At 72.6% G+C, this 23,691-nt stretch carries 23 protein-coding genes and 1 pseudogene; 16 read left to right on the top strand and 8 right to left on the bottom strand.

Features of this window, described 5'->3' with window-relative positions; genetic code table 11:
• Positions 1-1,353, bottom strand: coding sequence for a ferric reductase-like transmembrane domain-containing protein (locus tag B446_RS08070; RefSeq protein WP_020938927.1), 1,353 nt, complete (start codon positions 1,351-1,353; stop codon positions 1-3).
• A 196-nt stretch (positions 1,354-1,549) separates the two neighbouring features.
• Between B446_RS08070 and B446_RS08065 the strand changes: the two genes are divergently transcribed.
• Positions 1,550-2,290 (top strand): response regulator transcription factor, encoded by a 741-nt coding sequence (locus B446_RS08065; protein ID WP_020938926.1) that lies wholly within the window; start codon positions 1,550-1,552, stop codon positions 2,288-2,290.
• Positions 2,287-3,840 (top strand): sensor histidine kinase, encoded by a 1,554-nt coding sequence (locus B446_RS08060; RefSeq protein ID WP_020938925.1) that lies wholly within the window; start codon positions 2,287-2,289, stop codon positions 3,838-3,840. The genes B446_RS08065 and B446_RS08060 overlap by 4 nt, the downstream gene beginning before the upstream one ends.
• Here B446_RS08060 and B446_RS08055 read toward each other — a convergent pair.
• The 3 genes from B446_RS08055 to B446_RS08045 are packed head-to-tail and all read right to left on the bottom strand — an operon-like array spanning position 3,827 to position 6,734.
• Positions 3,827-4,531, bottom strand: a complete 705-nt coding sequence (locus B446_RS08055) for a L,D-transpeptidase family protein (protein ID WP_020938924.1) — start codon at positions 4,529-4,531, stop codon at positions 3,827-3,829. The genes B446_RS08060 and B446_RS08055 overlap by 14 nt on opposite strands.
• Before the next feature lie 3 nt (positions 4,532-4,534).
• Positions 4,535-5,122 (bottom strand): pyridoxamine 5'-phosphate oxidase family protein, encoded by a 588-nt coding sequence (locus tag B446_RS08050; RefSeq protein ID WP_020938923.1) that lies wholly within the window; start codon positions 5,120-5,122, stop codon positions 4,535-4,537.
• Positions 5,106-6,734: a helix-turn-helix domain-containing protein gene (locus B446_RS08045; RefSeq protein WP_234967466.1), complete on the bottom strand. Its 1,629-nt coding sequence runs from the start codon at positions 6,732-6,734 to the stop codon at positions 5,106-5,108. The genes B446_RS08050 and B446_RS08045 overlap by 17 nt, the downstream gene beginning before the upstream one ends.
• A 290-nt stretch (positions 6,735-7,024) precedes the next feature.
• Here B446_RS08045 and B446_RS08040 point away from each other — a divergent pair, with 290 nt between their 5' ends.
• Entirely contained in the window at positions 7,025-7,525 is a 501-nt protein-coding gene (locus tag B446_RS08040; RefSeq protein WP_020938921.1) for a hypothetical protein, read from the top strand.
• Between the two features lie 185 nt (positions 7,526-7,710).
• On the opposite strand, the pseudogene B446_RS08035 reads toward B446_RS08040, so the two are convergent.
• A pseudogene (locus B446_RS08035) lies at positions 7,711-8,151 on the bottom strand (hypothetical protein); the annotation flags it as partial.
• A gap of 215 nt (positions 8,152-8,366) precedes the next feature.
• Here B446_RS08035 and argH point away from each other — a divergent pair.
• From argH to B446_RS08015, 4 genes are all read left to right on the top strand, one after another.
• A complete protein-coding gene (gene argH / locus B446_RS08030) occupies positions 8,367-9,800 on the top strand; it encodes an argininosuccinate lyase (RefSeq protein ID WP_020938919.1) in 1,434 nt (477 codons plus the stop codon).
• A 100-nt stretch (positions 9,801-9,900) separates the two neighbouring features.
• A complete protein-coding gene (locus tag B446_RS08025) occupies positions 9,901-10,872 on the top strand; it encodes an aldo/keto reductase (RefSeq protein ID WP_020938918.1) in 972 nt (323 codons plus the stop codon).
• Between the two features lie 167 nt (positions 10,873-11,039).
• A complete protein-coding gene (locus B446_RS08020; protein WP_020938917.1) occupies positions 11,040-11,606 on the top strand; it encodes a TetR/AcrR family transcriptional regulator in 567 nt (188 codons plus the stop codon).
• A complete protein-coding gene (locus B446_RS08015; RefSeq protein WP_020938916.1) occupies positions 11,603-13,126 on the top strand; it encodes an MFS transporter in 1,524 nt (507 codons plus the stop codon). The genes B446_RS08020 and B446_RS08015 overlap by 4 nt, the downstream gene beginning before the upstream one ends.
• 67 nt (positions 13,127-13,193) lie before the next feature.
• On the opposite strand, the gene B446_RS08010 is transcribed toward B446_RS08015, so the two are convergent.
• Positions 13,194-13,823: a lysophospholipid acyltransferase family protein gene (locus B446_RS08010; protein ID WP_234967620.1), complete on the bottom strand. Its 630-nt coding sequence runs from the start codon at positions 13,821-13,823 to the stop codon at positions 13,194-13,196.
• Between the two features lie 418 nt (positions 13,824-14,241).
• On the opposite strand from B446_RS08010, the gene B446_RS08005 reads away from it, so the two are divergent.
• From B446_RS08005 to B446_RS07995, 3 genes are all read left to right on the top strand, one after another.
• The gene (locus tag B446_RS08005; RefSeq protein ID WP_020938914.1) at positions 14,242-15,417 is read left to right on the top strand and encodes a glycerophosphodiester phosphodiesterase; all 1,176 of its coding nucleotides are present in this window, start codon (positions 14,242-14,244) and stop codon (positions 15,415-15,417) included.
• A 127-nt stretch (positions 15,418-15,544) separates the two neighbouring features.
• Positions 15,545-16,039, top strand: coding sequence for a sigma-70 family RNA polymerase sigma factor (locus tag B446_RS08000; protein WP_020938913.1), 495 nt, complete (start codon positions 15,545-15,547; stop codon positions 16,037-16,039).
• A gap of 57 nt (positions 16,040-16,096) precedes the next feature.
• Positions 16,097-16,594 (top strand): GNAT family N-acetyltransferase, encoded by a 498-nt coding sequence (locus B446_RS07995; RefSeq protein ID WP_020938912.1) that lies wholly within the window; start codon positions 16,097-16,099, stop codon positions 16,592-16,594.
• Here B446_RS07995 and B446_RS07990 read toward each other — a convergent pair.
• On the bottom strand, positions 16,584-17,003 hold the full coding sequence (locus tag B446_RS07990) for a hypothetical protein (RefSeq protein WP_043475020.1): 420 nt from the start codon (positions 17,001-17,003) through the stop codon (positions 16,584-16,586). The genes B446_RS07995 and B446_RS07990 overlap by 11 nt on opposite strands.
• A gap of 1 nt (position 17,004) precedes the next feature.
• Positions 17,005-17,364 (bottom strand): hypothetical protein, encoded by a 360-nt coding sequence (locus tag B446_RS07985; protein ID WP_020938910.1) that lies wholly within the window; start codon positions 17,362-17,364, stop codon positions 17,005-17,007.
• A gap of 69 nt (positions 17,365-17,433) precedes the next feature.
• Between B446_RS07985 and B446_RS07980 the strand changes: the two genes are divergently transcribed.
• The 6 genes from B446_RS07980 to cbiE all read left to right on the top strand — a co-directional run bounded on the left by B446_RS07980 (position 17,434) and on the right by cbiE (position 23,396).
• A complete protein-coding gene (locus B446_RS07980; RefSeq protein ID WP_020938909.1) occupies positions 17,434-18,084 on the top strand; it encodes an HAD family hydrolase in 651 nt (216 codons plus the stop codon).
• Positions 18,085-18,494: 410 nt separating this feature from the next.
• The gene (locus B446_RS07975; RefSeq protein ID WP_020938908.1) at positions 18,495-19,529 is read left to right on the top strand and encodes a methionine ABC transporter ATP-binding protein; all 1,035 of its coding nucleotides are present in this window, start codon (positions 18,495-18,497) and stop codon (positions 19,527-19,529) included.
• Positions 19,526-20,266, top strand: a complete 741-nt coding sequence (locus tag B446_RS07970; RefSeq protein WP_020938907.1) for a methionine ABC transporter permease — start codon at positions 19,526-19,528, stop codon at positions 20,264-20,266. The genes B446_RS07975 and B446_RS07970 overlap by 4 nt, the downstream gene beginning before the upstream one ends.
• A gap of 73 nt (positions 20,267-20,339) precedes the next feature.
• Complete coding sequence (locus B446_RS07965) at positions 20,340-21,173, top strand: MetQ/NlpA family ABC transporter substrate-binding protein (RefSeq protein WP_020938906.1); 834 nt, start codon at positions 20,340-20,342, stop codon at positions 21,171-21,173.
• Positions 21,174-21,400: 227 nt separating this feature from the next.
• Positions 21,401-22,036, top strand: coding sequence for a GNAT family N-acetyltransferase (locus B446_RS07960; RefSeq protein WP_020938905.1), 636 nt, complete (start codon positions 21,401-21,403; stop codon positions 22,034-22,036).
• 133 nt (positions 22,037-22,169) lie between these two features.
• Complete coding sequence (gene cbiE, locus B446_RS07955; protein ID WP_020938904.1) at positions 22,170-23,396, top strand: precorrin-6y C5,15-methyltransferase (decarboxylating) subunit CbiE; 1,227 nt, start codon at positions 22,170-22,172, stop codon at positions 23,394-23,396.
• Positions 23,397-23,691: the final 295 nt, after the last annotated feature.

Genomic DNA, 23,691 nt, shown 5'->3' with positions numbered 1-23,691 from the left:
TCACAGCTCGAACGACTCGTGGTGGATACGACGGTCGGGGACGCCGGCGGCCCGCAGCGCCTCGTACACGTCCCGCGCGAAACCGTGCGGCCCGCATATGTAGACGTCGTGGGCGGCCAGCCGGGGGAAGGTGGCCCGCAGGGAGCCTGCCGTCAGATCCGGGCGCTCGCCCCGCGGCCCGTTCAGCGCGTACAGCACCCGGCCGCCGCGCCAGCGGGCGATCGCCTCCAGCTCGCCGCCCAGCGCCAGGTCCTCGGCGGCGCGCGCCCGGTACAGCAGGGTGACCTCGCCGGGCAGCGTCTCGAACAGCGCCCGCAGCGGGGTGACACCGACTCCGGCCGCGATCAGCAGGGACCGCCGGGCGGTCGCCCGGTCCGCGGTGAGCGCGCCGTACGGGCCCTCCGCCCACACCCGGGTGCCCGGCCGGAGCAGGGGCACGGCCGCACTGTGGTCGCCGAGCGCCTTCACCGTGATGCGCATCCGGTCCGGGCGCGGCGGCGCCGACAGGGAGTACGGCGTCGACGCCCAGCCCAGGCCCTCGCCGAGGAACCGCCAGCGGAAGAACTGCCCCGGGCGTGCGCCCAGTTCGTCCAGGTGCCGGCCGCGTACGACGACCGAGTACACGCCCGGCGCCTCCTGCCGCACCGACTCCACACGCAGCCGGTGGCGGCGGTTGAGCCGGACCGGGACGAGGACGCGGAACCACACCACCAGCGCGGCGACCCCCAGGTACAGCACGTACCAGGCGGCGGTGGCGACCGGAGCGCCGTTGAACTGCTCGCCCAGCGCGAGCTGGTGGAAGAACGCCAGGAACACGGCCGCGTAGGTGAGCAGGTGGACGTAGTACCAGAACTCGTAGCTGGTGCGGCGGCGGGCGGCCCGCGCGGAGGTGACGCCGACCGCGAACAGGATCACCGTGCCGGCGGTGGCCTTCAGCATGTCCGGGTAGTCCATCACCACCGTGACCGCCTCGTGCCACAGCGAGGCCCGGTCCTGGGCCGCGTACCCGGTGAGGATCAGGACGACGTGCGCGACGAGCAGGCAGATCGTGTACCGGCCGGCCATCGCGTGCCAGCGCGCCACCCGGTCCGAGCCCACCCGGTTCTCCAGCAGCGGCACCCGGGCCATCAGGCCCACCAGCACCGCGCAGGCGTACCCGCACAGCAGCCCGGCGATCCGCCCGGCCCCGGTCAGCCAGCCGGCCGTGCCGACCACGGACCCGGTGTCCGCCCACCAGAGCGCGACCACGGCCGCCGCCCCCGCCCACAGCACGGCCGGCACCGCACCTGCGGGGGAGCGCGCGGCGCTCCCCCGCAGGTGCGGTGCCGGCCGCCTCGTCTCCACGGTCGTCATCAGTGCTGTTCCCTTCGTCCGTCCGCCATGCCACTGTGCGGGCCGAAGTTCTGAGGGACCTCTGAAAAGGGCTCTCACGTGCGGTTCCCGGCGGCTTTCTCAGACAGATCTCAGAGAGCCGCCCGATCACTCAGAGGAAACTCAGAGGAGGCCGGGAGGACGGCCGCCCGGCCGGCGAGGGATGCTGGGAGGCGCGATGAACACGACCCGCTCCGGCCGCCCCGCCCTCACCCGCCCCGACGGCACGCCCCTGCGCGTCCTCGTCGTCGACGACGACCCCGACCTCGCCGAGGTGCTCACCGGCGCCCTGCGCTACGAGGGCTGGGAGGTGCGCGCGGCCGGCGACGGCACCTCGGCGGTCACCGCGGCGCGCGAGCTGCTGCCCGACGCCGTCGTCCTCGACGTGATGCTCCCGGACACCGACGGCTTCGCCGTGCTGCGCCGGCTGCACGAGGTGAGACCCGGGGTCTGCGTGCTGTTCCTGACCGCGCGGGACGCCGTCGAGGACCGGATCGCCGGGATCACCGCGGGTGGCGACGACTACGTCACCAAGCCGTTCAGCCTGGAGGAGGTGGTCGCCCGGCTGCGTGGCCTGCTGCGCCGGGCGGGCATGGCCCGGCAGCAGGAGGACGGCCCGCGGCTGGCCGTCGGCGACCTCGTCATGGACGAGGAGGCCCGCGAGGTGACCCGGGGCGGCGAGCTGATCGAGCTCTCGCCGACCGAGTTCGAGCTGCTGCGCTTCCTCCTGCGCAACCCGCGCCGCGTCCTCAGCAAGGCGCAGATCCTCGACCGGGTCTGGTCCTACGACTTCGGCGGCCGGGCCCACGTGGTCGAGCTGTACATCTCCTATCTGCGCAAGAAGGTGGACGCGGGGCGCGAACCCATGATCCACACAGTGCGCGGGTCCGGGTACGTCCTGAAGCCGGTGGCCCGGTGAGGCCGGCACGCCGGCTGCCCCGCCCCCGCACCCTGCGCGCCCGCCTCACCTTCGGCCTGGTGGTCCTGCTCGCCGTGAGCTGCGCGGCCGTGGGCCTCGCCGCGGTCGTCGAACTGAACGGCTTCCTGACCCAGCGCCTGGACGAACAGCTCGCCCAGGTCGGCACCCGTTTCCCGGAGAGCCTGGAGCACAAGGGCGCGCTGCCGGACGACCACGACGGGGACGAGCACGGCGACACCCGCCGGCTGGCCACCGGCACCTTCGGCGCCCGGCTGCTGGACGGCCGGGTGACCCACAAGGGCCTGATCCGCTCCGGTGACCCGTCCGCCGACCTGGACGTCGACCTGAGCGCCGCCGACCGGGCGCGGCTCGCCGGGGTACCGGCCGACGGCCGGCCGCACACCGTCGATCTGTCGGCGCTCGGCGACTACCGGGTGGTGGCCTCGGCCGGCCGGGACCGGGACGTCCTGATCGCCGGCCTGCCGCTGGGGCCCGTCGAGGCCACCGTCCACCGTCTGGAACTGGTGGCCGGGGTCGTCTTCGGCCTGGCGCTCGTGGTGACCGGCGTGGCCGGGGCGCTGTGGGTCCGCTGGTCGTTGCGCCCGCTCAGCCGGGTCGCGGACACCGCGACCCGGGTCAGTGAGCTGCCGCTGGCCAGCGGCGTGGTCGCGCTGCCGGCCAGGGCCCCGGAGACCGACCCGCGCGGCGAGGTCGGCCGGGTGGCCGGCGCCTTCAACCGCATGCTGGGGCACGTCGAGGACGCCCTGACCAAGCGGCACGCGAGCGAGGAGCGGCTGCGCAGCTTCGCCGCCGACGCCAGTCACGAGCTGCGCACCCCGGTCGCCTCGGTGCGCGGTCACGCGGAACTGGCCCTGCTGCACCCGGGCCCGGTGCCCGCCGAGGTGACCCGGGCCCTGGAGCGCATCGCCGCCGAGTCCTCCCGCATGGGCGAGATGGTGGACGACCTGCTGCTGCTGGCCCGCCTCGACGCCGGCCGCCCGCTGGAGCGCGGCCCGGTCGACGTGACCCGGCTGGTCCTGGACGCCGTGACGGACGCCCGGGCGGCGGGCCCCGGCCACCGCTGGACACTGGACCTCCCGGAGGAACCGGTGACGGTGCCGGGCGACACGCACCGGCTGCACCAGGTGCTGGCCAACCTGCTGGCCAACGCGCGGCTGCACACGCCCGCGGGCACGAAGGTCACGGTCACCCTGGAGACCGAGGCGGCCGCGGTGGCGTCCGGGGCGGCCGGAGAGGCTTCCGGAACCGGAACCGGCACCACGGCCCGTACGGGGGCGGGCACGGCGCGGTTGTCCGTCCACGACGACGGCCCGGGCGTGCCCGAGGACCTGCGGCCGGGTGTCTTCGAACGCTTCACCCGGGCCGAGCACCGCCGCCGTCCGGACGCCTCCGGCGGCGGGGCGGGCCTCGGCCTGTCGATCGTGGCTGCCGTGGTGGAGGCGCACGGCGGCCGGGTGGTCCTGGACAGCCGGCCGGGGGCGACGACGTTCACCGTGCTGCTGCCCCTGGGCGACGTCAGTAGCGGGTGATCGCCGTCCCGCCGTCCGTGGTGCCGATCGCGATGTGCGGCTTGCGGGCGGGGTCGGCCCAGGTCAGGATCTGCCGCATCGCGTCCTCCGGCACGGAGACGCACCCGGCGGTCGCCGCGCGCCCGTTGACGTGCAGGAAGATCCCCGCCCCGCGGCCCCGCACGGGTCGGTCGTAGTTGAAGCCGACGACGAGCCCGTGGGCGTACTGCGTGGTGTACGTGATGAGCTGCTCCGACTCGGCGGCCCGGCAGTCGGCGGGCAGCGGGTCGACCCACCGGTTGTACGCCGTGGACGCGGTGTCCTCGCACCACCAGGAACTCTGTCCGACCGGGCGGTAGGTGACGCGGGTGCCCGCCGGGGCCGCCTTGATCCCGAAGCCGAACGGAAGCCCGTACAGCCCCGTCGGCGTCGTGTTCGTGCCCTGCGTGCGGGTGTCGCCCTCCACCAGCCCCTTGGCCCCGAACCGGGCCGGCGCCGAGCCTGCCCGGACCCACTGCCCGTCGCGCAAGTCCCACCAGGTGACCGTCCCGGAGGTCGAGTCGGCTGCCGGGGCCTCGGCGGTGATGAGCTGGCTGCCGCCACCGGTGTCCGCCATCCGCGCGGGCAGCGGTTCGGACCCGGCGCCCGGCGCGAGACCGAGCAGGGCGAGGGCGGACACGGACACGAGGGCGGCGACGGCGGCGGGGCGCATGGCTCAGACGCTAGACGGCGGGAGCGGCAGCGGCAGCCCGGGTAGGCCGTCCAGGCTCGTCGCGATGTGCTCCTTCTTGGTGAAGTACGCGCTCAGCGAGGCGTCGTCCTCCCGGGCGAAGCGCTTGCCGTGCAGATCGCGGTCCTCCTCGTACGCCATGAAGGGGACGGCGTAGCCGCAGGTGTCCCGGACCAGTTCGGCGTGGACCACGATGACCGCTCGCAGCCCGTGGGTGCCCGGGTCGATGTCGGGGAAGCGGGCGAGCAGTCCTGGGAACCGCGGGTCGTCGCGGAAGACCGGCTCGCCCCGGCCGTGGACGCGCACGATGTTCGGCGGGCCCTGGAAGGCGCACCACATGAGGGTGATCCGGCCGTTCTCCCGCAGGTGCGCGATGGTCTCGGCGTTGGACCCGGCGAAGTCGAGGTAGGCGACGGTGCGTTCGTCGAGCACGGCGAAGGAGCCGCGGAGTCCCTTGGGGGAGAGGTTGACCGTGCCGTCACCGGCGAGGGGAGCGGTCGCGGTGAAGAAGAGGGGCTGCTCCTCGATGAACGTGCGGAGCCTGCCGTCTATGCGCTCATAGGTCTTTCCCATGTCCGACGATTATCGGCGTGGCCTCTTCCGCTGTCCGGGACATCGCCTCATCGGGGTGCCGACAGGCAGCGGGTGTGGTGAGGCCGAGTGCGCGCTGCGCGAGCCAGAGGTCGTGGCGGGCGGTCGGGGGGCGGAGCAGGGAGCGCTGCAGGAGTGCTTCGACGCGTGCCAGCCGTTTGCGGACGGCGGTGGCCGACAGGGACAGGGCGGCGGCGGTGGCGTCGACGCGGGCATCGTGGTGCAGCCACACGGTCAGTGTCCGCGCGAGATCAGCCGGCCCGGTGGCCGCGGTGAGGGGCCGGAACTGGTTGCGGGCCCATCCCGTGACGGCGGGCATGGCCAGCAGGTCGTCGAGGCGGCGGAGCGGCGGCTCGCTCCCGAGGGGTGCCGGGCCGGCGGGGCGGGCCGTGGTGGTGGCGCGAAGGGCGAGCGCGAGGACGGACTGGTCGGCGAGCCGGTCGAGGTCGAGAGCGAGCAGGCGGGCGATGTGCTTGAGGCGCGCGGACAGGGTGTTGCGGTGGATCCGGAGGTGGTCCGCGGCCCCGGAGGAGAATCGGAGCCAGGAGGCCGCGGTGGCGAGGAGTTCCGTGCTGCCGGGGTCCTGCGGACGTCTGGCCGCGTGCACGCGCAACGGTGCCAGGAAGTGCTCGGCCCAGTCGGCGAGGTCAGGGCCGATCGCGAGTGCCAGGTCCGGCGTCGAGGCGAAGCAGGCCCGGCGGTCGGCCCGGTGACGGGCGGCGGCCAGGGCGTGGATGGCCTGGGCGTACGCGGCGGCCGTGTCCGTCAGCGCCACCGCGTCGCTCACGCCCATCCAGCACTCGGCTATGGCGTCGTGGGCGTGTTCGGGGGACGGTCCCTCCGCGTCGTCCCCGTCTTCGGCGGTGGGGGCGAGGACGATGAGATGCTCGTCGTACACCGTGCAGGGCACGACCCACGCCTCCGGAGCGCCGACCCTCAGACGGGCGGCCACCTCACCGCGCAGCCCGCGTGGCCGTTCGACGACCCAGATCCGGATCGTGTCGGGCAGTTGAGGCAGCAGCACTCCCGCGACCTGGCGCGCCGCCGCCACCTGGCCGTTCATCAGCAGTTGCAGCACCGCTTCGCGGGTACGGCCGTCGGCGGCGTCCAGCCGGGAACGCAGCCGTTCCGCGGTCTCGGCCTTCCAGCACAGTCCGAGAACCGGTGCCGCGTTCGCGAGTAACGACACCAGCCCGGCGGCCTTCGGCCGCGGCGCCATCGCCACGAGTACGGGCGCGGACGCCCCCGCCGGGCCGTCCAGCGGGTAGAGGAACACGGTGTGACCTTGCACGTCGACGGCCATGGACCCCGCTCGCCGCCGGGCGAGTTCGCGCACCCCGCACAGGACGGCCTTCCAGATCCCCTCGGCGGTCGCGCGCCGTGGCCGCCGCGCCGCGGACAGCACCACTCCACGGGCGTCGACCAGTAACGCGTCCGTCCCGCCGCGATCCGCCACGTAGTCGAGCGCCGCCTGGGAGCCCCCGGTCCGGGCCGCGCGATGCAGCGCCAGCACCTCGTCGGCCTGTTCCACCCGTCTCGCAGTCGGTGCCGCCCGGTCGAAGGCAGCGCCGATCGTGCCCGTCCCACTGGCCATGCATTCCCCCAAAAACCATGCCCCAGCCGGCCCGACTCGCCTTCCTTCATCTGGTCTTCGAGGCGAGCATCCCTGCACGGGCCGGCGTACAGATCCTAATCAAAGGGAGATCGGCCGGGTTTCCGTGCGCCGCGTCCCGGCCGCCGCGCGGTCCGCTGTGCGTTCGGGCACTGGAACCCGGCGTTCACTGTGCGGCAGGACACCGGCCGCCGCTCCGCCCTGTCCTACGTTCGTCCCGGGTCGCCGGAGAGGCGACCGCGCTTCGACGTCCCAGGGGGAAGGCCACACTCATGCTCAAGAACTCCATAGCCCGGATGCTCGCGGTCGCCGTGGCCGCGCCGGCGCTCGCGCTGACGATGTCCACCTCGGCCTCGGCCGCGGGCAATACCGTCAGCTGGCAGAACGACCAGACGCGCAAGTGCCTCAACTGGGGCAACGACGCCTTCGGCAACTACCGGCTGGACCCGCCGGGCAACTGCGACAGGTCCACCCACGGGTGGTCGCAGTGGAAGGAGACGTCGGTGGACGGGAAGTACTGGACGTTCCGCCCCGACGACACCGTCAACGGCCACCAGGTCAACATGTGCCTGACCTCTTACAACACCCTCGTCTACCTGGAGACCTGCCAGGACGGCAACTGGTGGCAGCAGTGGGAGGAGGTCCGGACCGGGAACGGCTGGAAGCTCAGGCACCGGGGCGACGGCTGGGTGCAGGGCTTCTATCTGGACAGCGACGGCTCGCGCACCTACACGGAGCCCGGGAACGACGGCCAGTACCAGCTGTGGCACTGACGGTTCCGGCATCCCGCACACGAGTGGAGCCGGCCACGCCGGCCTGAGCGAGCCGGTCCGCGGTGAACCGCGAACGGGATGATCTCTGAGGAACTGAGGGGTCCGCGAAGCTGCGCGGACCACCGCGGCCGCCCCGGCCGGCGCTTTCCACGGGGCGGCCGCGGCCGCCTGTCAGCTCACTTGGTGAGCGTGCAGGCCGCCAGCGCGTCGAGTCCGGCCGGCTTGGTTCCCTTGCGGCCGATGGCGATGGCGATGCGGTCGATGGTGGAGACGCGCTTGTCCTTCAGGGGGCCGAGGATCGCGTTGTTCACGAAGTTGGGTCCGCCCTGGCCGACGGTGTTCTTCAGCCGGGTGTTGGCCTCCTGGATCTGGGTCTGGAGCAGGGCGAGGTTCCGGTCGACCTCGGCCTTGGCGGACGCGGGGACCGCGGGCAGTCCGGAGGCGACGTCCGGGCAGGAGATGGTGCCCGGGTCCGCCAGGGTGCGCGCGTTCTGGGCGCCGTCGCCCTTGGCCGGCTGCCCGGCGAGGGCGGTACCGGCGATCACCGCGCCCGAAAGCGCCACGGCGGCGGCGCCTCCGATGATCGCCACGCGACGCTTGCTGTACTTCGGAAGTGCCCTGGACATGCGACTGCCTCACTCGGGGGTCGGGGGACGGGGGTGGTCGTTCATCACTGCGGCGCCGGTGCTCGGTGGGAGATACGGGAAAGCGATTGCCGTTGTTCAACCGTTCAACCAGATTCTCGATTGACGAATCATGCAGAGTTCTGCATACTCATGCATGCAGTGACGCAGTGTGCGGTCGGCGTCTCCCTGTCCGTATCTCTCTAGGAGCAGCGCAAGTGAGCAGCAACAGCGGTGACGTACGGCTCTGGGGCGGCCGTTTCGCCGACGGTCCCGCCGAGGCCCTGGCGAAGCTGTCCGCGTCCGTCCACTTCGACTGGCGGCTCGCGCCCTACGACATCGCCGGTTCACGCGCCCACGCGCGCGTGCTGCACAAGGCGGGCCTGCTCACCGAGGACGAGCTGACGCGCATGCTCGACGGCCTCGACCGGCTGGAGGCCGACGTCGCCGACGGCTCGTTCGTCGGCACCATCGCCGACGAGGACGTCCACACCGCCCTGGAGCGCGGGCTCCTGGAGCGCCTCGGCCCCGACCTCGGCGGCAAGCTGCGCGCCGGCCGCTCCCGCAACGACCAGGTCGCCACCCTCTTCCGGATGTACCTGCGGGACCACGCCCGGATCATCGGCGGCCTCGTCGCCGAACTCCAGGACGCCCTGATCGGCCTCGCGGAGGCCCACCCGGACGTGGCGATGCCCGGCCGCACCCACCTCCAGCACGCCCAGCCGGTCCTCTTCGCGCACCACGTCCTGGCCCACGTCCAGTCCCTCTCCCGGGACGCCGAGCGGCTGCGCCAGTGGGACGAGCGGACGGCCGTGTCGCCGTACGGCTCCGGCGCGCTCGCCGGCTCCTCCCTCGGCCTGGACCCGGAGGCGGTCGCCGAGGACCTCGGCTTCGAGCGCGGCAGTGCCGGCAACTCCATCGACGGCACGGCCTCCCGTGACTTCGTCGCCGAGTTCGCCTTCATCACCGCGATGATCGGCGTGAACCTCTCCAGGATCTCCGAGGAGATCATCATCTGGAACACGAAGGAGTTCTCCTTCGTCACCCTGCACGACGCGTTCTCCACCGGCTCCTCGATCATGCCGCAGAAGAAGAACCCGGACATCGCGGAGCTGGCGCGCGGCAAGTCGGGGCGCCTGATCGGCAACCTCACCGGCCTCATGGCCACCCTCAAGGCCCTGCCCCTCGCCTACAACCGCGACCTCCAGGAGGACAAGGAGCCGGTCTTCGACTCCTGCGACCAGCTGGAGGTGCTGCTCCCCGCGTTCACCGGCATGGTCGCCACGCTCACCGTGCACCGCGAGCGCATGGAGGAGCTGGCCCCGGCCGGGTTCTCACTGGCCACCGACATCGCCGAGTGGCTGGTGAAGCAGGGCGTGCCGTTCCGGGTCGCACACGAGGTCGCCGGCGAGTGCGTGAAGGCCGCCGAGGCCGAGGGCAAGGAACTGGACGAGCTGACGGACGAGCAGTTCGCGAAGATCTCCGCGCACCTCACCCCCGAGGTCCGCTCCGTCCTCAACGTCCCCGGCGCCCTCGCCTCCCGCGACGGCCGCGGCGGTACGGCGCCCAGCGCGGTCGCCGTCCAGCTCGCCGAGGTCAAGGCGGACGTCGCGGCCCAGCACGCGTGGGCCGAAGCGAAGAAGCGGGGCTGAGCGCACCCTCCGCCCGAGGGGTCGGGCGGATCCGCGGGGCGTCGCGGGTTACGTTGGTCGCAAGCCGCCGCCGCACGGAGCCGACCGAACGGAACCAGCGATGCCCTTCGCCCGCCTGGCCCACGCCACCACGCCCACCTGCCACATCGGCCTCGGCCTCGCCGCGGTGGGCCGTCCCGGCTACATCAATCTCGGCCGGGACCGGGACCTCGGTGAGGACCGCAGCGTCGACGCACTGCGCGAGCGCACCCACGAACTCCTCGACGCCGCCTACGCCCAGGGCGTGCGCTACATCGACGCGGCCCGCTCCTACGGCCGTTCCGAGGAGTTCCTCGCCGACTGGCTCAGTGCCCGCCCCGGCCTCGACGACGTGGTCGTCGGCAGCAAGTGGGGCTACACCTACACCGCCGGCTGGTCGACCGACGCCGAGAAGCACGAGGTGAAGGACCACGGCGCGGCCACGTACGAGCGCCAGCGCGCCGAGACCGACGCACTGCTCGGCGACCGTCTCGACCTCTACCAGATCCACTCGGTGACCCCGGACAGCCCGGCACTCACCGACAAGGAGCTGCACGCGCGGCTCGCCGAGGCCGCCGCGGGCGGGCTCACCGTGGGCTTCTCCACCAGCGGTCCCGCCCAGGCCGACGCCATCCGCGCGGCCCTGGAGGTCACCGTCGACGGCGAGCCCCTCTTCCGTACCGTCCAGTCGACGTACAACGCCCTGGAGACCTCGGCGGGACCCGCGCTCGCCGAGGCGCACGACGCCGGGCTCACCGTCCTGGTCAAGGAGGGCATGGCCAACGGCAGGCTCGCCGCACCGCACGCGCCCGAGGCGCTGCGCGCCGTCGCCGAGGAGATCTCCCTCGGCTGCGACGCCGTCGCCCTCGCCCTGATCCTGCGCGAGCCGTGGGCGGGCGTCGTCCTGTCCGGCGCCGCGACCCTCACCCAGCTCGCCTCCAACCTCCACGCGGCCGCCGTGGACCTGGACGAGGGCCAGGTCGCCCGCCTCGCCGCGCTGGCCGAGGACCCGCGCGCCTACTGGGAGCGGCGCGGACAGCTTCCCTGGCACTGATCGGCCCTCCCGCTCCTCCGCACCCTGCTCGGCCTCCGGCTCACCGGCGGCTCTCCGGCACCCTGATCGCCGGGCTCTCCGGCACCGATCCGCTCCCTGACCAGCAGGGATGAGTCAGCGATGGCTTCGATGAGACATGAATGTCTCACATGGGCTACCCTTGTCTCATGGCCCTGGACCGTGACCTCGTGCTGCGCAGTGCAGCCGCCCTGCTGACCCGCAAATCCACGGCGACCATGGACGAGGTCGCCAAGGCCGCCGGGATCAGCCGGGCCACGCTGCACCGGCACTTCGCGGGGCGCGACGCGCTCGTCCGGGCGCTGGAGGCGCTCGGCATCGCGGAGTGTGAGGCCGCCCTGGACACGGCCCGCCTGGACGACGGCCCCGCCGGCGAGGCGGTGCGCCGCCTGGTCCGGGCGATCGAGCCGTCGGCCGCCCTGCTCGCCTTCCTCTACACCGAGAACCAGCTCTTCGAGGGCGAGCAGCAGAACCAGGGCTGGGCGCGCATGGACGAACGCCTCACCGGACTCTTCCGGCGCGGCCAGCAGGATGGCGAGTTCCGTATCGACCTCACCCCCGCCTGGCTCACCGAGGCGCTGTACGGCCTGCTGGCCTCCGGCGCCTGGGCGGTCGCCGAGGGCCGCGTGGCCTCCAAGGACTTCACCCACATGATCGTCGAGCTGCTGCTCGGCGGCGCACGACGCACGGACGCACCACGAAGAGAGGAATCATGACCAGCACCCTGCAGCCGGCCCGCGCGGCGGAGACGGAGAGGCGACCGGGCCGCTGGCTCGCGCTCTGCGTCCTCGTCCTGGCCGTGCTGCTGGTGGCCGTCGACGCCACCGTCCTCGGCCTGGCGACCCCCTACATCAGCGAAGACCTCGAACCGTCCGGCACCCAGCTGCTGTGGATCGGTGACGTCTACTCCTTCGTCATCGCCGGCCTGCTGGTCTCCATGGGCAGCCTGGGCGACCGCATCGGCCGCAAGCGCATCCTGCTCGTCGGCGCGACCACGTTCGGCGCGATCTCGGTGCTGAACGCCTACGCGACGACGCCAGAGTTCATGATCCTGGCGCGGGCGCTGCTCGGCGTCGCGGGCGCGACCCTGATGCCCGCCACCCTCGCCCTGATCCGCAACCTCTTCCACGACCCGCGCGAGCGCAGCCTCGCCGTAGGCATCTGGGGCGCGACGGCCTCGGCGGGCACGGCCGTCGGCCCGATCGCCGGCGGCTTCCTGCTCGAACACTTCTGGTGGGGCTCGGTCTTCCTCATCAACCTGCCGGTGATGGCCGTCCTGGTGCTCGTCGGCATCCGCACCCTGCCCGAGTCCCGCAACCCCCACCCCGGCCCCTGGGACCTGGTCAGCGTCGTGCTCTCCCTCGTCGGCATGATCGCCCTGGTGTACGCGGTGAAGGAGGCCGCGACCCACGGGTTCACCTGGCTGACGCCCGCGACGGGTCTGCTGGGCGCGGGTGCCCTGTACGGCTTCGTGCACCGCCAGCTCACCATGCCGGCCCCGCTGCTGGACATGCGCCTGTTCCGGCGCCGCGGCTTCAGCGGTGCGGTCCTCGCCGACCTGCTGACCGTGCTGGGCATGTCCGGCCTGGTGTTCTTCCTCTCCCAGTACCTGCAACTGGTGCAGGGCAGGAGCCCGTTCGAGGCGGGCCTGGCCGAACTGCCCGCCGCGGTCGGCGCGGTGGCGGCCGGTCTGGTGGCGGGCCGCGCGGCCCGCCGGTTCTCGGTGCGCGTGGTGGTCTCCGGCGGCCTGGCCGCCGTGGGCGTCGCCCTCGCCGTGCTCACGACCCTCGGCCGCTCGACGGGCTACCCGGTCCTCGGCGCGGCGCTGCTGGTGGTCGGTGTCGGCGCCGGCTTCTCCTTCACGGTGACGGCCGACGTCATCCTCTCCAGCGTCCCGCGGGACCAGGCGGGCGCCGCCTCGGCGGTCTCCGAGACGGCGTACGAGCTGGGCGCGGCCCTGGGCATCGCGCTGCTCGGCTCCATCGTGACCGGTGTCTACCGCGGCTTCGCGGGTCCGGCCGGCACCCCGGCCGAGGCGCACGAATCACTGGGCGCCGCCGTCCAGGCGTCGGCGCAGATGGCTCCGCACCGGGCGGAGGCGCTGCTCACGGCGGCCCGGGACGCCTTCGTCCACGGCCTGCAACTGGCCTCGGGCGCGGGCGCGGTGGTCCTGCTGGCGACGGCGGCGGCCGCGTGGTTCCTGCTGAGGGGGCAGAAGCTGGAGGGCGCCGGCTGAGCCGGCGCCCGATGACCCGGGGCCGGTCGCCCGACGCGTGCCGCGCGTGGGGCGACGGCGGCCCTCGCTAGGCCGCCTTCGCCTTGGTCGCGTACATGTCGACGTACTCCTGGCCGGACAGCCGCATGACCTCGGTCATGACGGAGTCGGTCACGGCCCGCAGCACATAGCGGTCCCGGTCCATCCCCTCGTACCGCGAGAACTCCATCGCCTCGCCGAAGCGCACGGTCACCCGGCCCGGACGCGGCATCCCCGAGCCGCCCGGCTGCAGCTTGTCCGTGCCGATCATGGCGAACGGGACCACCGGAGCGCCCGTCATCAGCGTGAGGCGGGCGATGCCGGTGCGGCCGCGGTACAGACGGCCGTCGGGGGAGCGGGTGCCCTCGGGGTAGATGCCGAAGATCCGGCCCTCCTCCAGGATGCGGCGGCCGGTCATCAGCGCGGCGACACCGCCGTTGGCCCCGTCCCGGTCCACCGGGACCATGCCCACGCCGGTGAAGAACCAGGCCATCAGACGGCCCTTGAAGCCCTTGCCGGTGACGTACTCGTCCTTGCCGATGAAGACCACCTGACGGTCGCAGACCAGCGGCAGGATCATCGAGTCGATGAAGGTCAGGTGGTTGCCCGCGAGGATCACCGGGCCCTCGCCCGGGATGTTCTCCACACCCTCCGCCCGAAGACGGAACATCAGGCGCATGATCGGTCCGAGCACTGCCTTGATGAGCGCGAAGCGGGACAACGGGTCCTCCGATGTCGAGGGGAGCGATATGAGTCTGTGCAGGTGAGGACATTACTCGCGGCTCCGGGGGAAGCGCACATCGGGTGAGGCCGGTTCACCGAGGTCTTACTCATTGTTGACGTGGGTTTACCTGCGGTGACGCGCCGGAGGGCGTCGGTGACCTTCCGGTGCCGATGTGACGGACGTCGCGCGGAGTCGTCACTCTCCGGCTACCCGGACCTCGCCTCCCGATGCCGCCGCGCCGCCGACGGGCCGTCATCTCCCGCCGCCCACCGGCCATCCGGCGGCATCCGGGTGTTCGCGCCGGGGTCTCCCGTCGGTCATGTGCACGCCCCTACGATCGGGCCGCACCGAAGGCCGACGGCAGGAGACGCGCATGGACAGCGACCGGGTGGACGAGCAGACGCGGGCGACGGCACGACGGGCGCTCCTCGGCGCCGCGGTGCTCGGCGCGGGCGGAGCGGTCCTCGGACTGCCCGGCACCGCCCGGGCGGCCGGCACCCGGACGGCCGCGCACGGCGGCCGCGGCCTCAAGGGGCTGCCGGTGCCGACGATCATCGGCCACCGCGGTGCCAGCGGCTACCGCCCCGAGCACACCTTCGGCTCGTACGAGCTGGCCCTCGACCTCGGCGCGGACGTGGTGGAGGCCGGCGACCTGGTGCCCACCAAGGACGGGCACCTGGTCTGCCGGCACGAGCCGGAGATCGGCGGTACCACGGACGTCGCCTCGCACCCCGAGTTCGCCGGCCGCCGGACCACCAAGGTCCTCGACGGCGTGCCCACCACCGGCTGGTTCACCGAGGACTTCACGCTCGCCGAGCTGAAGACCCTGCGCGCGGTCGAGCGCATCCCGGCCAACCGCCCGCACAACACCCTCTACGACGGGCGCTGGGAGATCCCCACCTTCGAAGAGGTCCTGAAGTGGCAGGACGAGCAGACCCGCAGGCGCGGCCGGCAGGTGTGGATCTACCCCGAGACCAAGCACCCCACCTACTTCCGCAAGCTCGGCCTCGGCCTGGAGGAGCGGGTCGCCAAGGTGCTGGGCAAGCACGGCAAGGACGGCCGGAACGCGCCCGTCATCCTGCAGTCCTTCGAGCCCACCAGCATCCAGAGGCTGAACCGGCTCGTCGACAACCCGCTCGTCGTCCTGCTCGCCTCGGCCGGCAGCCGTCCCTACGACTTCGTCGAGACGGGCGACCCGCGCACGGTCGCCGACCTGATCACGCCCAAGGGCCTCAGGGAGATCGCCGGCTACGCGCAGGGCATCGGCCCCACGCTCGACCTGGTCATCCCGAAGAACGCCGACGGCACCCTCGGCTCGCCGACCACCCTGGTCGCCGACGCGCACAAGGTGGGGCTGATCCTGCACCCGTACACCATGCGCAACGAGAACCCCTTCCTCCCGGCCGAGTACCGCAAGGGCGCGGCGGCCGACGCCTACGGTGACGCCTTCGGCGCGTTCCGGACCTACTTCGCGACCGGCATCGACGGCGTCTTCACCGACAACGCCGACACCGGTGTGCTCGCCCGCGCCGACTTCCTGGCCGGCTGAGCGGCCCTGGTCGGGCCGGCCGCCTCGCCGGCTGAGCCGGCGTCAACCCGCTGGGCCCATCACACCCGTTCGGGTGGCTGTGCGCCGCCCCGGAAACCCGCCGCCGGGGCGGCGCGTCGTTGCGCACATGACGCACGACCTCGTGGCCGCCCTGCGCCCCCTGCTCACCGCCGAGGCCTCGGCCGAGGCACACGCCTCGGGAGGCGAGCCGGGCGACCTGGAGCAGGCCGTCTGGCTCCGCCTCCTGGAGCGGCTGGAGACCGGCCGGCCCCCGGTGGATCCCGAGGGCTGGCTGCGCAGGGCCGTGCGTGCCGAGGCGCGGCGCAGCCGCCGCACCCGCCGGCACGAACGCCCCTACGGCGCGGAGCCGGTCGACGAGGGCCGTCCGGACCCCGAGCAGCTCGCGCTGAGCGCGGCCCGGCACCGTGCCCTGCGCGACGCGGTCCGCCGGCTGCCCGGCCGCTGCCCCCGCCTCATGGAGGCGCTGCTCTCCCCGAGAGACCTCACATACCGGGAGATCGCGGGGGAGTTGGGTATCTCACAGGGCAGTCTCGGACCGGAACGCTCCAGATGTCTCGGATGTCTGCGTCGTTTGCTCACCCCGGAGGTTGCGGCCCGCTGAGCGCGGGGAGAGGAGTGGGGGACGACCGGTGATCAGGTGAGCGGGAGGCGTGCGCACATGGGCATGAGCGTGACCATCTCGGTGGCGACCGAGCAGGACGCGGAGCAGATCTTCAGGCTCCAGTACCTGTGCTTCCAGAGGGAGGCGGCGCTGTACGGCAACTACCGCATCGACCCGCTCGTCCAGAGCCTCGACTCGGTCCGCGAGGAAGTGGCCGCCGACTGCGTCTTCGTCGCCCGGCTCGGTGAGGAAGTGGTCGGCTCGGTGCGCGGCAAGGCCACCGAGGACGGCGCCGCCGCCATCGGCAAGCTCTGCGTCCACCCGCGCCTGCAGGGCCACGGCATCGGCGCCCGGCTGCTCCGCGCCGCCGAGACGGCCCTCGCCGAGCAGCGCGGGGCCACCCGCTTCCGCCTGCACACCGGCCACCGCAGCGAGGGCAACCTCCGGCTCTACCGCCGGGTCGGCTACGAGACGGTGGGCCGGTCCACCGGCGCCGACGGCGTGGAGCTGATCATCCTGGAGAAGCAGGCGGGCACGTACGCGGCTACCGCGTGACGGCCGTGCGCGACCTGCGCAGCCAGTACATGGCCGACAGCGGCAGCAGCACCGGGATGAACACGTAGCCCATGCCGTAGTCGGACCAGACCGTCGCGTCCGGGAAGGCCGACGGGTCGGCCAGCGTCCAGGTGCCGACGATCAGCACGCCCGCCAGCTCGGCGGCACAGCACACCAGTGCCGCCCTGCGGGCCCGCTCGCCGCCGCGGATCAGCGTGTAGGTGATGAAGCCGTACACGACCCCCGCCACCGCGGAGAGCGAGTAGGCCAGCGGCGCCCGGCCGAAGTCGGTCGCGATCTGGTACACCGAGCGCGACACCGCGCCGACCACCATCACGCCGTAGAACCAGACGAGCAGCATGCCCGGCCCGGTGATCAACCGGGCCGGCTTCTCCTGAACCGCGGTCACCTCAGCCTCCCCAGATGTCATAGAGCCGCACCTCGAGCACGGCCAGCACCACACCGCCGGCCGCCACCGTCACCGAGCCCCAGCGGGTCCGCTCGGCCAGCGACATGAAGCCCGCGGCGGGCACGCACGCGAACGCGCCCAGCAGATACGCCACGAAGATCGCCGTGCCCTGCCCGGGCTTCTCGCCCCGCGCCAGCTGCACGATGCCGACGACCAGCTGCACCAGCGCCAGCAGGGACACCACGGCCATGCCGATGAAGTGCCAGTCCTTGGTCGGCTGGTCCCGGTAGGCGGCCCAGCCGCACCAGGCGGCGAGCAGCAGCGCGGCGACACCGGTCGCCAGCGTCAGGGCATTGAGCATGCCGAGACCCTATTACGGCGCAAACGGCACCGAGCCGTCGCCCCCGCCGTACGCCGTAGGGTCTAGACCATGACGATCCACGCACATGCCCTCCTGTTCGACAACGACGGCACCCTGGTCTCCTCCCTCGCATCCGTCGAGCGCTGCTGGACGCGCTGGGCGCGGGAGTACGGGATCACGGCCGAGGAGTTCGGGCGCGTGGAGCTGCACGGGCGGACCGCGGTGGAGATAGTCGGCGACCTGCTGCCCGCCCGGCTGGTGCCCGAGGCGGTCGCCCGCGTCGAACAGCTCGAGGTGGAGGACGTGCCCCATGGCGGTGTGCGGCTGCTGCCCGGCACCCGGGACTTCCTGGACTCCCTGCCCGCCGACCGCTGGGCCGTCGTCACCTCCGCCACCGGCCGCCTCGCCGAGGCCCGCCTCGGCGCCGTCGGCATCACGCCGAAGATCCTGGTCAGCGCCGACGACGTCACCCGCGGCAAGCCCGACCCCGAGCCCTACCTGCTCGCCGCCCGGCAGCTCGGCGTCGACCCCGCCCGCTGCGTGGTCTTCGAGGACGCCCCCGCCGGGCTCCGGGCCGGCCGCGCGGCCGGCATGACCACCGTGGCCTTGGCCACAACCCACCGGGCGCACGAACTGGACGCCGATCTGGTGGTGGAGAACCTGGCGGCCCTGTCGGCACTGGTCACCCACCGGGGACTGGAGATCTCCGTCCGGGGCTGACCCGGGACCGCGGGTGTCCACCGCTGTCCAGTGTCCACCGCTGTCCAGTATGCGGACAGCGGTGACCGGTCGGCAGCAAACGTCTGCTTTACTGTTTCTCATGACCACGACGAGCAGCCGCATCCTTGCGACCGAGGCGACCACGACGCCCGGTGCTCGTTGTATGTGTCCGTGTCGAATGTGCGCCTTCTAGAGGGCCCCCGCACCATCTGAGCCTCGCGCCCCGAAGCGAGAGCCGTGGCCTGCCCGCCGCCCGACTCCGGTCGGCCGTGCACCGAGGCCGCCCCGCGCACACGACGTTCTCGCAGGTCGACCATGTCCGAGAACCGTGCCGCGCCCCGACAGAGCGCACGAACACACCGTTGTCCGGGCCCACCCGCGCCCGGCCACTCGACAGTGACGGAAACCCTGTGATCACCACATCGGGCCTGACCAAGGTCTACCGCTCCCGCGGCCGCGAGGTCACCGCCCTCGACGGCGTCGATCTTCACGTCCGCGAAGGCGAGGTCTACGGCGTCATCGGCCAGTCCGGCGCCGGGAAGTCCTCGCTCATCCGCTGCGTCAACCTGCTGGAGCGTCCCACCGCCGGCACCGTGACGGTCGCCGGACGGGACCTCACCGCGCTCGCCGGGCGCGGCTCCCGTGCCGGCCGCGAGCTGCGCCGGGCGCGCAGCCACATCGGCATGGTCTTCCAGCACTTCAACCTGCTCTCCTCGCGGACCGTGCAGGACAACGTCGAGCTGCCGCTGGAGATCCTCGGCAAGTCCGGCAGGGAGCGCTCCCGCAAGGCGCTGGAACTGCTCGACCTGGTCGGCCTCGCCGACAAGGCCAAGGCCCACCCCGCCCAGCTCTCCGGCGGCCAGAAGCAGCGCGTCGGCATCGCCCGCGCCCTGGCCGGCGACCCCAAGGTGCTGCTGTCCGACGAGGCCACCAGCGCGCTGGACCCGGAGACCACCCGCTCGATCCTCCAGCTGCTGCGCGACCTGAACCGGCAGCTCGGCCTGACCGTCCTGCTCATCACCCACGAGATGGACGTCGTGAAGTCGATCTGCGACTCCGCCGCCCTCATGGAGAACGGCAGGATCGTGGAGTCCGGCACCGTCACCGAGCTGCTGGGCACGCCCGGCTCCGAACTGGCCGCCGCGCTGTTCCCGGTGGGCGGCGAGGCCACGGACGCCGACCGGACCGTCCTCGACGTCACCTTCCACGGCGAGGCCGCAACCCAGCCCGTCATCTCCCAGCTCTCGCGCACCTACAACATCGACATCTCGATCCTCGGCGCCGCCATCGACACCGTCGGCGGTCTCCAGATCGGCCGCATGCGCATCGAACTGCCCGGCCGCTACGAGGACAACGTGGTGCCCGTCGGTTTCCTGCGCGAGCGGGGCCTGCAGATCGACGTCGTGGGCGAGGAGCCCCTGCTGGTGAAGGAAGGTGCCAAGTGACCTGGTCCGAGATGCAGCCGCTGCTGTCGCAGGCGAGCTGGGACACGCTCTACATGGTGGGCTGGGCCACGTTCATCTCCGTCGTGGGCGGGCTGCCGCTCGGCATCCTGCTGGTCCTCACCGACCGCGGCGGACTGCTCCAGAACGTCGTCGCGAGCAAGGTCATCGGGCAGGTCGTGAACATAGCCCGCTCCATGCCGTTCATCATCCTGATGGTCGCGCTGATGGGCTTCACCCGCTCCCTCACCGGTACCACCATCGGCCGCGAGGCCGCCATCGTGCCCCTCGCCGTCGGTGCCATCCCGTTCTTCGCCCGACTCGTCGAGACCGCCGTCCGCGAAGTGGACGGGGGACTGGTCGAGGCCGTGCAGTCGATGGGCGGCAACACCTGGACGGTCGTCCGCAAGGTCCTCGTGCCCGAGTCGCTGCCCTCCCTGATCTCCAGCACCACCACCACGATCGTCGCGCTCATCGGCTACTCCGCCATGGCCGGCACGGTCGGCGCGGGCGGCCTCGGCGACATCGCCATCCGCTACGGCTACCAGCGCTTCGAGACCCAGCTGATGTGGATCACCGTCGCGATCCTCGCCGTGGTGATCTCCCTCATCCAGTTCGCCGGCGACTACGCGGCCCGCGCGCTGCACGGCCGCGGCGGCCACTCGGGCCCGGCACCCAGGCTGCGCCTGCTCCGGCCCAAGCCCGAGCCCGCCCGCGCCGACGTGAGCAAGGCCGCCTGACCCGCCTCGCCCCCCAGAACTCCCCCGTCCACCCACGACGGGGCAGCACCACCCATAAGGAAAGGCACTTTTCGTGCGTAACACCGCCAAGCTCACCACCGCCGTCCTCGCCGCCGGAGCCCTCACCCTCGGACTCAGCGCCTGCGGCTCGGACAAGGGCTCCTCCACCGCCTCCGACTACAGCGGTCCGCTGGTCGTCGCGGCGAGCCCGACCCCGCACGCCGAGATCCTGAACTTCGTCAAGAAGAACCTGGCGAAGAAGGCGGGCCTCGACCTGGAGGTCAAGGAGTTCCAGGACTACATCGTCCCGAACACCGCCACCGAGGACGGCTCGGTCGACGCCAACTACTTCCAGAACAAGCCGTACCTGGACGACTTCAACCAGAAGCGCGGCACCCACATCGTGCCCGTCGTCACGGTGCACCTGGAGCCGCTCGGCCTCTACTCCCACAAGGTCAAGAGCGCCGACGCCCTCAAGAGCGGTGCGACCGTCGCCGTCCCGAACGACGCCGTCAACGAGGCCCGCGCGCTGAAACTGCTCGCCGCCAACGGCCTCATCGGTCTCAAGGACGCCGCCGGCACCGAGGCCACCCCGCAGGACATCACCAAGAACCCCAAGAACCTCAAGTTCAAGGAGGTCGAGGCGGCCCAGACCGTGCGCTCCCTGGACGACGTGGACGCCGCGGTGGTCAACGGCAACTACGCCATCTCCGCGGGCCTGAAGCCGGCGAAGGACGCCCTCGTCCTGGAGTCCGCGAAGAACAGCCCCTACGGCAACTTTCTCGCCGTGAAGAAGGGCAACGAGAAGGACCCGCGCGTGAAGAAGCTCGCCAAGCTCCTCACCTCGCCCGAGGTCAAGAAGTTCATCGAGGACAAGTACCAGGGCTCGGTCATCCCCTCCTTCTGACCGACCTGACCGACGTCCTTCCGGCCGACGTCCTCCTTGCCGGTGCCCTGACGGGCCGTCCGACAGGGCGTATACCGCGTATCGCCACGCACGGGGTCCACTCCCTCACCCGGAGTGGGCCCCGTCGTACGGTTGAGTGGTTTCATGCTGCATGCTGGGCAGTTCAGCAGGGCACTGCGGGGTCCTGACGGTCCCCCACGGATTTTCCGAAGGTTACGGAGCGGCGCATGACGAGCACCTTCCCCAACGTCTCCATCAGCACGGAGCGGTTGGTGCTGCGTCCCCTCGACGAGGACGACGTGCCCGCCCTGGCCGAGATGATGAACGACGAGCAGGTCGCCGCCTGGACCGACGTCCCGCAGCCCTTCACCCAGGACGGCGCCCGCCACTGGATCACCGGGTACGCGCCCACCGAACGCGCCGCCGGCCGGGGCCTCAACCTCGCCGTCACCGAGTTCCTCACCCAGCGCCTGGTCGGCGTCATCCAGCTCACCGGGACCGACTGGCGCATCCGCGCCACCGAGCTGTCGTACATCATCGCCCCCTGGGCCCGCGGCGAGGGCTACGCCTCGGAGGCCGCCCTCGCCACCGCGCAATGGCTGCTCGGCGACCAGAAGTTCGAGCGCATCGAGATCCGCACCGCCGCCGACAACACCGCCTCCCAGCAGGTCGCCCAGAAGATCGGCTGCATCAGCGAGGGCGTGCTGCGCAACGCCTGCATAGTCCACCACCGCTCCGACGACGGCACCTGGAGCGACGTGCGCACCGACTTCATCGTCTGGAGCCTCCTCCCGGAGGACCTGGAGGGCAACGACGAGCAGCTCGCCGAGACCGGCTTCACCGCCTACTCCGACTGGAACTGACCCGCCCCGGCGCACCGGGAGCCGCGTCCCGCGGAGCCCCGGGAGCACGCTCGCCGGCCCGGGCGGATACGCTCACCGGGCCCCCTCGGGCTCCTGCACCTGACGACCCGCGCGATTCTGGAGACTGACGACGATGGCCGACCGGGTCACGGTGATCGGCTGGGACGGCTCGCCGCTGACCGACGCGGCACGCGGCGCCCTCGGCGCCGCCACGCTGGTGGCCGGCGCCGCCCACCACCTCGCACTGCCCGGCGTCCCGCCCGGCGCCGAGCGCATCCGCCTCGGCAGTGTCGCCCTGGCCGCCCGCCGCATCGCCGCCCACCGCGGCACCGCAGTCGTCTTCGCCGACGGCGACCCCGGCTTCTTCGGCGTCGTACGGACGCTGCGCGCCCCCGAGTTCGGCCTCGAGGTCGAGGTCGTCCCCGCCGTGTCCTCCGTCGCCGCGGCCTTCGCCCGGGCCGGCATGCCCTGGGACGACGCCCAGGTGGTCGTCGCCCACCCGCGCACCCTGCGCCGGGCCGTGAACGTGTGCCGCGCCCACACCAAGGTCGCCGTGCTCACCGCGCCGGGCGCCGGTCCCGCCGAACTCGGCCTGCTGCTGGAGGGGGTCCACCGCACCTTCGTCATCTGCGAGGAACTGGGCACCGAGCACGAGCGGGTCGCCGTCGTCACCTCCGACAACGCCGCCGACCACAGCTGGCGCGACCCGAACGTCGTCATCGTCATCGGCGGGTCCGGCGGCCCGGCCGCCCCGGCCGAGGGCGGCGGCTGGTTCGCCGGCCGCGACCCGGCGGCCGGCCCGCGCGGCTGGGTGCGGCCCGACGAGGAGTACGCCGCGTACGGCGGCCTCGGCGAGGGCGAGACCCAGCTGCTCCGGACCGCCCAACTCGCCCGGCTCGGCCCCCGGGTCGGCGACCTCGTGTGGGACATCGGCTGCGGCAGCGGCGCGTTCGCCGGCGAGGCCGCCCGCGCCGGGGCCGCCGTCATCGCCGTCGACCGGCGCCCCGAGTCCTGCGCCCGGGCCGAGGCGGTCGCGCGCCGCTTCGGGGTCCAGCTGCAGGTGGTGGAGGGGACCGCCCCGCACGTCCTGGAGAACCTGCCGGAACCGGACGTCGTCCGCGTCGGCGGTGGGGGAGCGGCCGTCGTCTCCGCGGTCGCCGACCGCCGCCCGCAGCGCATCGTGACCCACGCCGCGACCCGCGACGAGGCCGAACTCGTCGGCCGCGGGCTGACCGAGCACGGGTACCGCGTCGAGTGCGCCCTGATGCAGTCCGTCGAACTCGACACGAGAGCCTGGACGGAGACCGAGCGGAACGTGGCGTTCCTGCTCAGCGGGGTTCTGCCGGATCGTGCCCCGTGATCCTGTTGTCGTACCGCGCGCGGTAGGCTGGCCGATCGTTGCACCGCACCGGTGGCCCGGAACTTCGTTCGCCAATGTCCGGAAAACGCGCCCCGTTTAGGGCGGGTGTGGTACGGCAGAACTCGAGGACGCGCAACGTGGCGCAGTCCACAGCGGACTGTCGCGGATCATGCTGTCGCGACGGCGGAACGGCCGGGACAATGCCACTGAATGGCTTTGTCGCCTTTTTTGGGCGGGTCGTTCGTGCCGCTGGGCACGCACGCTCGTTCTTCACTACGGGGCGGTCGGTGCGCCG

Source organism: Streptomyces collinus Tu 365 (assembly GCF_000444875.1).
Taxonomy (GTDB): Bacteria; Actinomycetota; Actinomycetes; order Streptomycetales; family Streptomycetaceae; genus Streptomyces; species Streptomyces collinus_A.
This window is presented reverse-complemented; position numbering and strand designations above follow the sequence as displayed.

Coding starts and splice junctions, on each gene's coding strand:
- B446_RS08040 (WP_020938921.1), top strand. CDS start 7,025: ATGCTCAAGAACTCCATAGCCCGGATGCTCGCGGTCGCCGTGGCCGCG.
- B446_RS08005 (WP_020938914.1), top strand. CDS start 14,242: ATGGACAGCGACCGGGTGGACGAGCAGACGCGGGCGACGGCACGACGG.
- B446_RS07985 (WP_020938910.1), bottom strand. CDS start 17,364: ATGCTCAATGCCCTGACGCTGGCGACCGGTGTCGCCGCGCTGCTGCTC.
- B446_RS08050 (WP_020938923.1), bottom strand. CDS start 5,122: ATGGGAAAGACCTATGAGCGCATAGACGGCAGGCTCCGCACGTTCATC.
- cbiE (WP_020938904.1), top strand. CDS start 22,170: ATGGCCGACCGGGTCACGGTGATCGGCTGGGACGGCTCGCCGCTGACC.
- B446_RS08065 (WP_020938926.1), top strand. CDS start 1,550: ATGAACACGACCCGCTCCGGCCGCCCCGCCCTCACCCGCCCCGACGGC.
- B446_RS08055 (WP_020938924.1), bottom strand. CDS start 4,531: ATGCGCCCCGCCGCCGTCGCCGCCCTCGTGTCCGTGTCCGCCCTCGCC.
- B446_RS08070 (WP_020938927.1), bottom strand. CDS start 1,353: ATGACGACCGTGGAGACGAGGCGGCCGGCACCGCACCTGCGGGGGAGC.
- B446_RS08020 (WP_020938917.1), top strand. CDS start 11,040: ATGGCCCTGGACCGTGACCTCGTGCTGCGCAGTGCAGCCGCCCTGCTG.
- B446_RS08010 (WP_234967620.1), bottom strand. CDS start 13,823: ATGCGCCTGATGTTCCGTCTTCGGGCGGAGGGTGTGGAGAACATCCCG.
- B446_RS07980 (WP_020938909.1), top strand. CDS start 17,434: ATGACGATCCACGCACATGCCCTCCTGTTCGACAACGACGGCACCCTG.
- B446_RS08015 (WP_020938916.1), top strand. CDS start 11,603: ATGACCAGCACCCTGCAGCCGGCCCGCGCGGCGGAGACGGAGAGGCGA.
- B446_RS08025 (WP_020938918.1), top strand. CDS start 9,901: ATGCCCTTCGCCCGCCTGGCCCACGCCACCACGCCCACCTGCCACATC.
- B446_RS08000 (WP_020938913.1), top strand. CDS start 15,545: ATGACGCACGACCTCGTGGCCGCCCTGCGCCCCCTGCTCACCGCCGAG.
- B446_RS08045 (WP_234967466.1), bottom strand. CDS start 6,734: ATGGCCAGTGGGACGGGCACGATCGGCGCTGCCTTCGACCGGGCGGCA.
- B446_RS07960 (WP_020938905.1), top strand. CDS start 21,401: ATGACGAGCACCTTCCCCAACGTCTCCATCAGCACGGAGCGGTTGGTG.
- B446_RS07995 (WP_020938912.1), top strand. CDS start 16,097: ATGGGCATGAGCGTGACCATCTCGGTGGCGACCGAGCAGGACGCGGAG.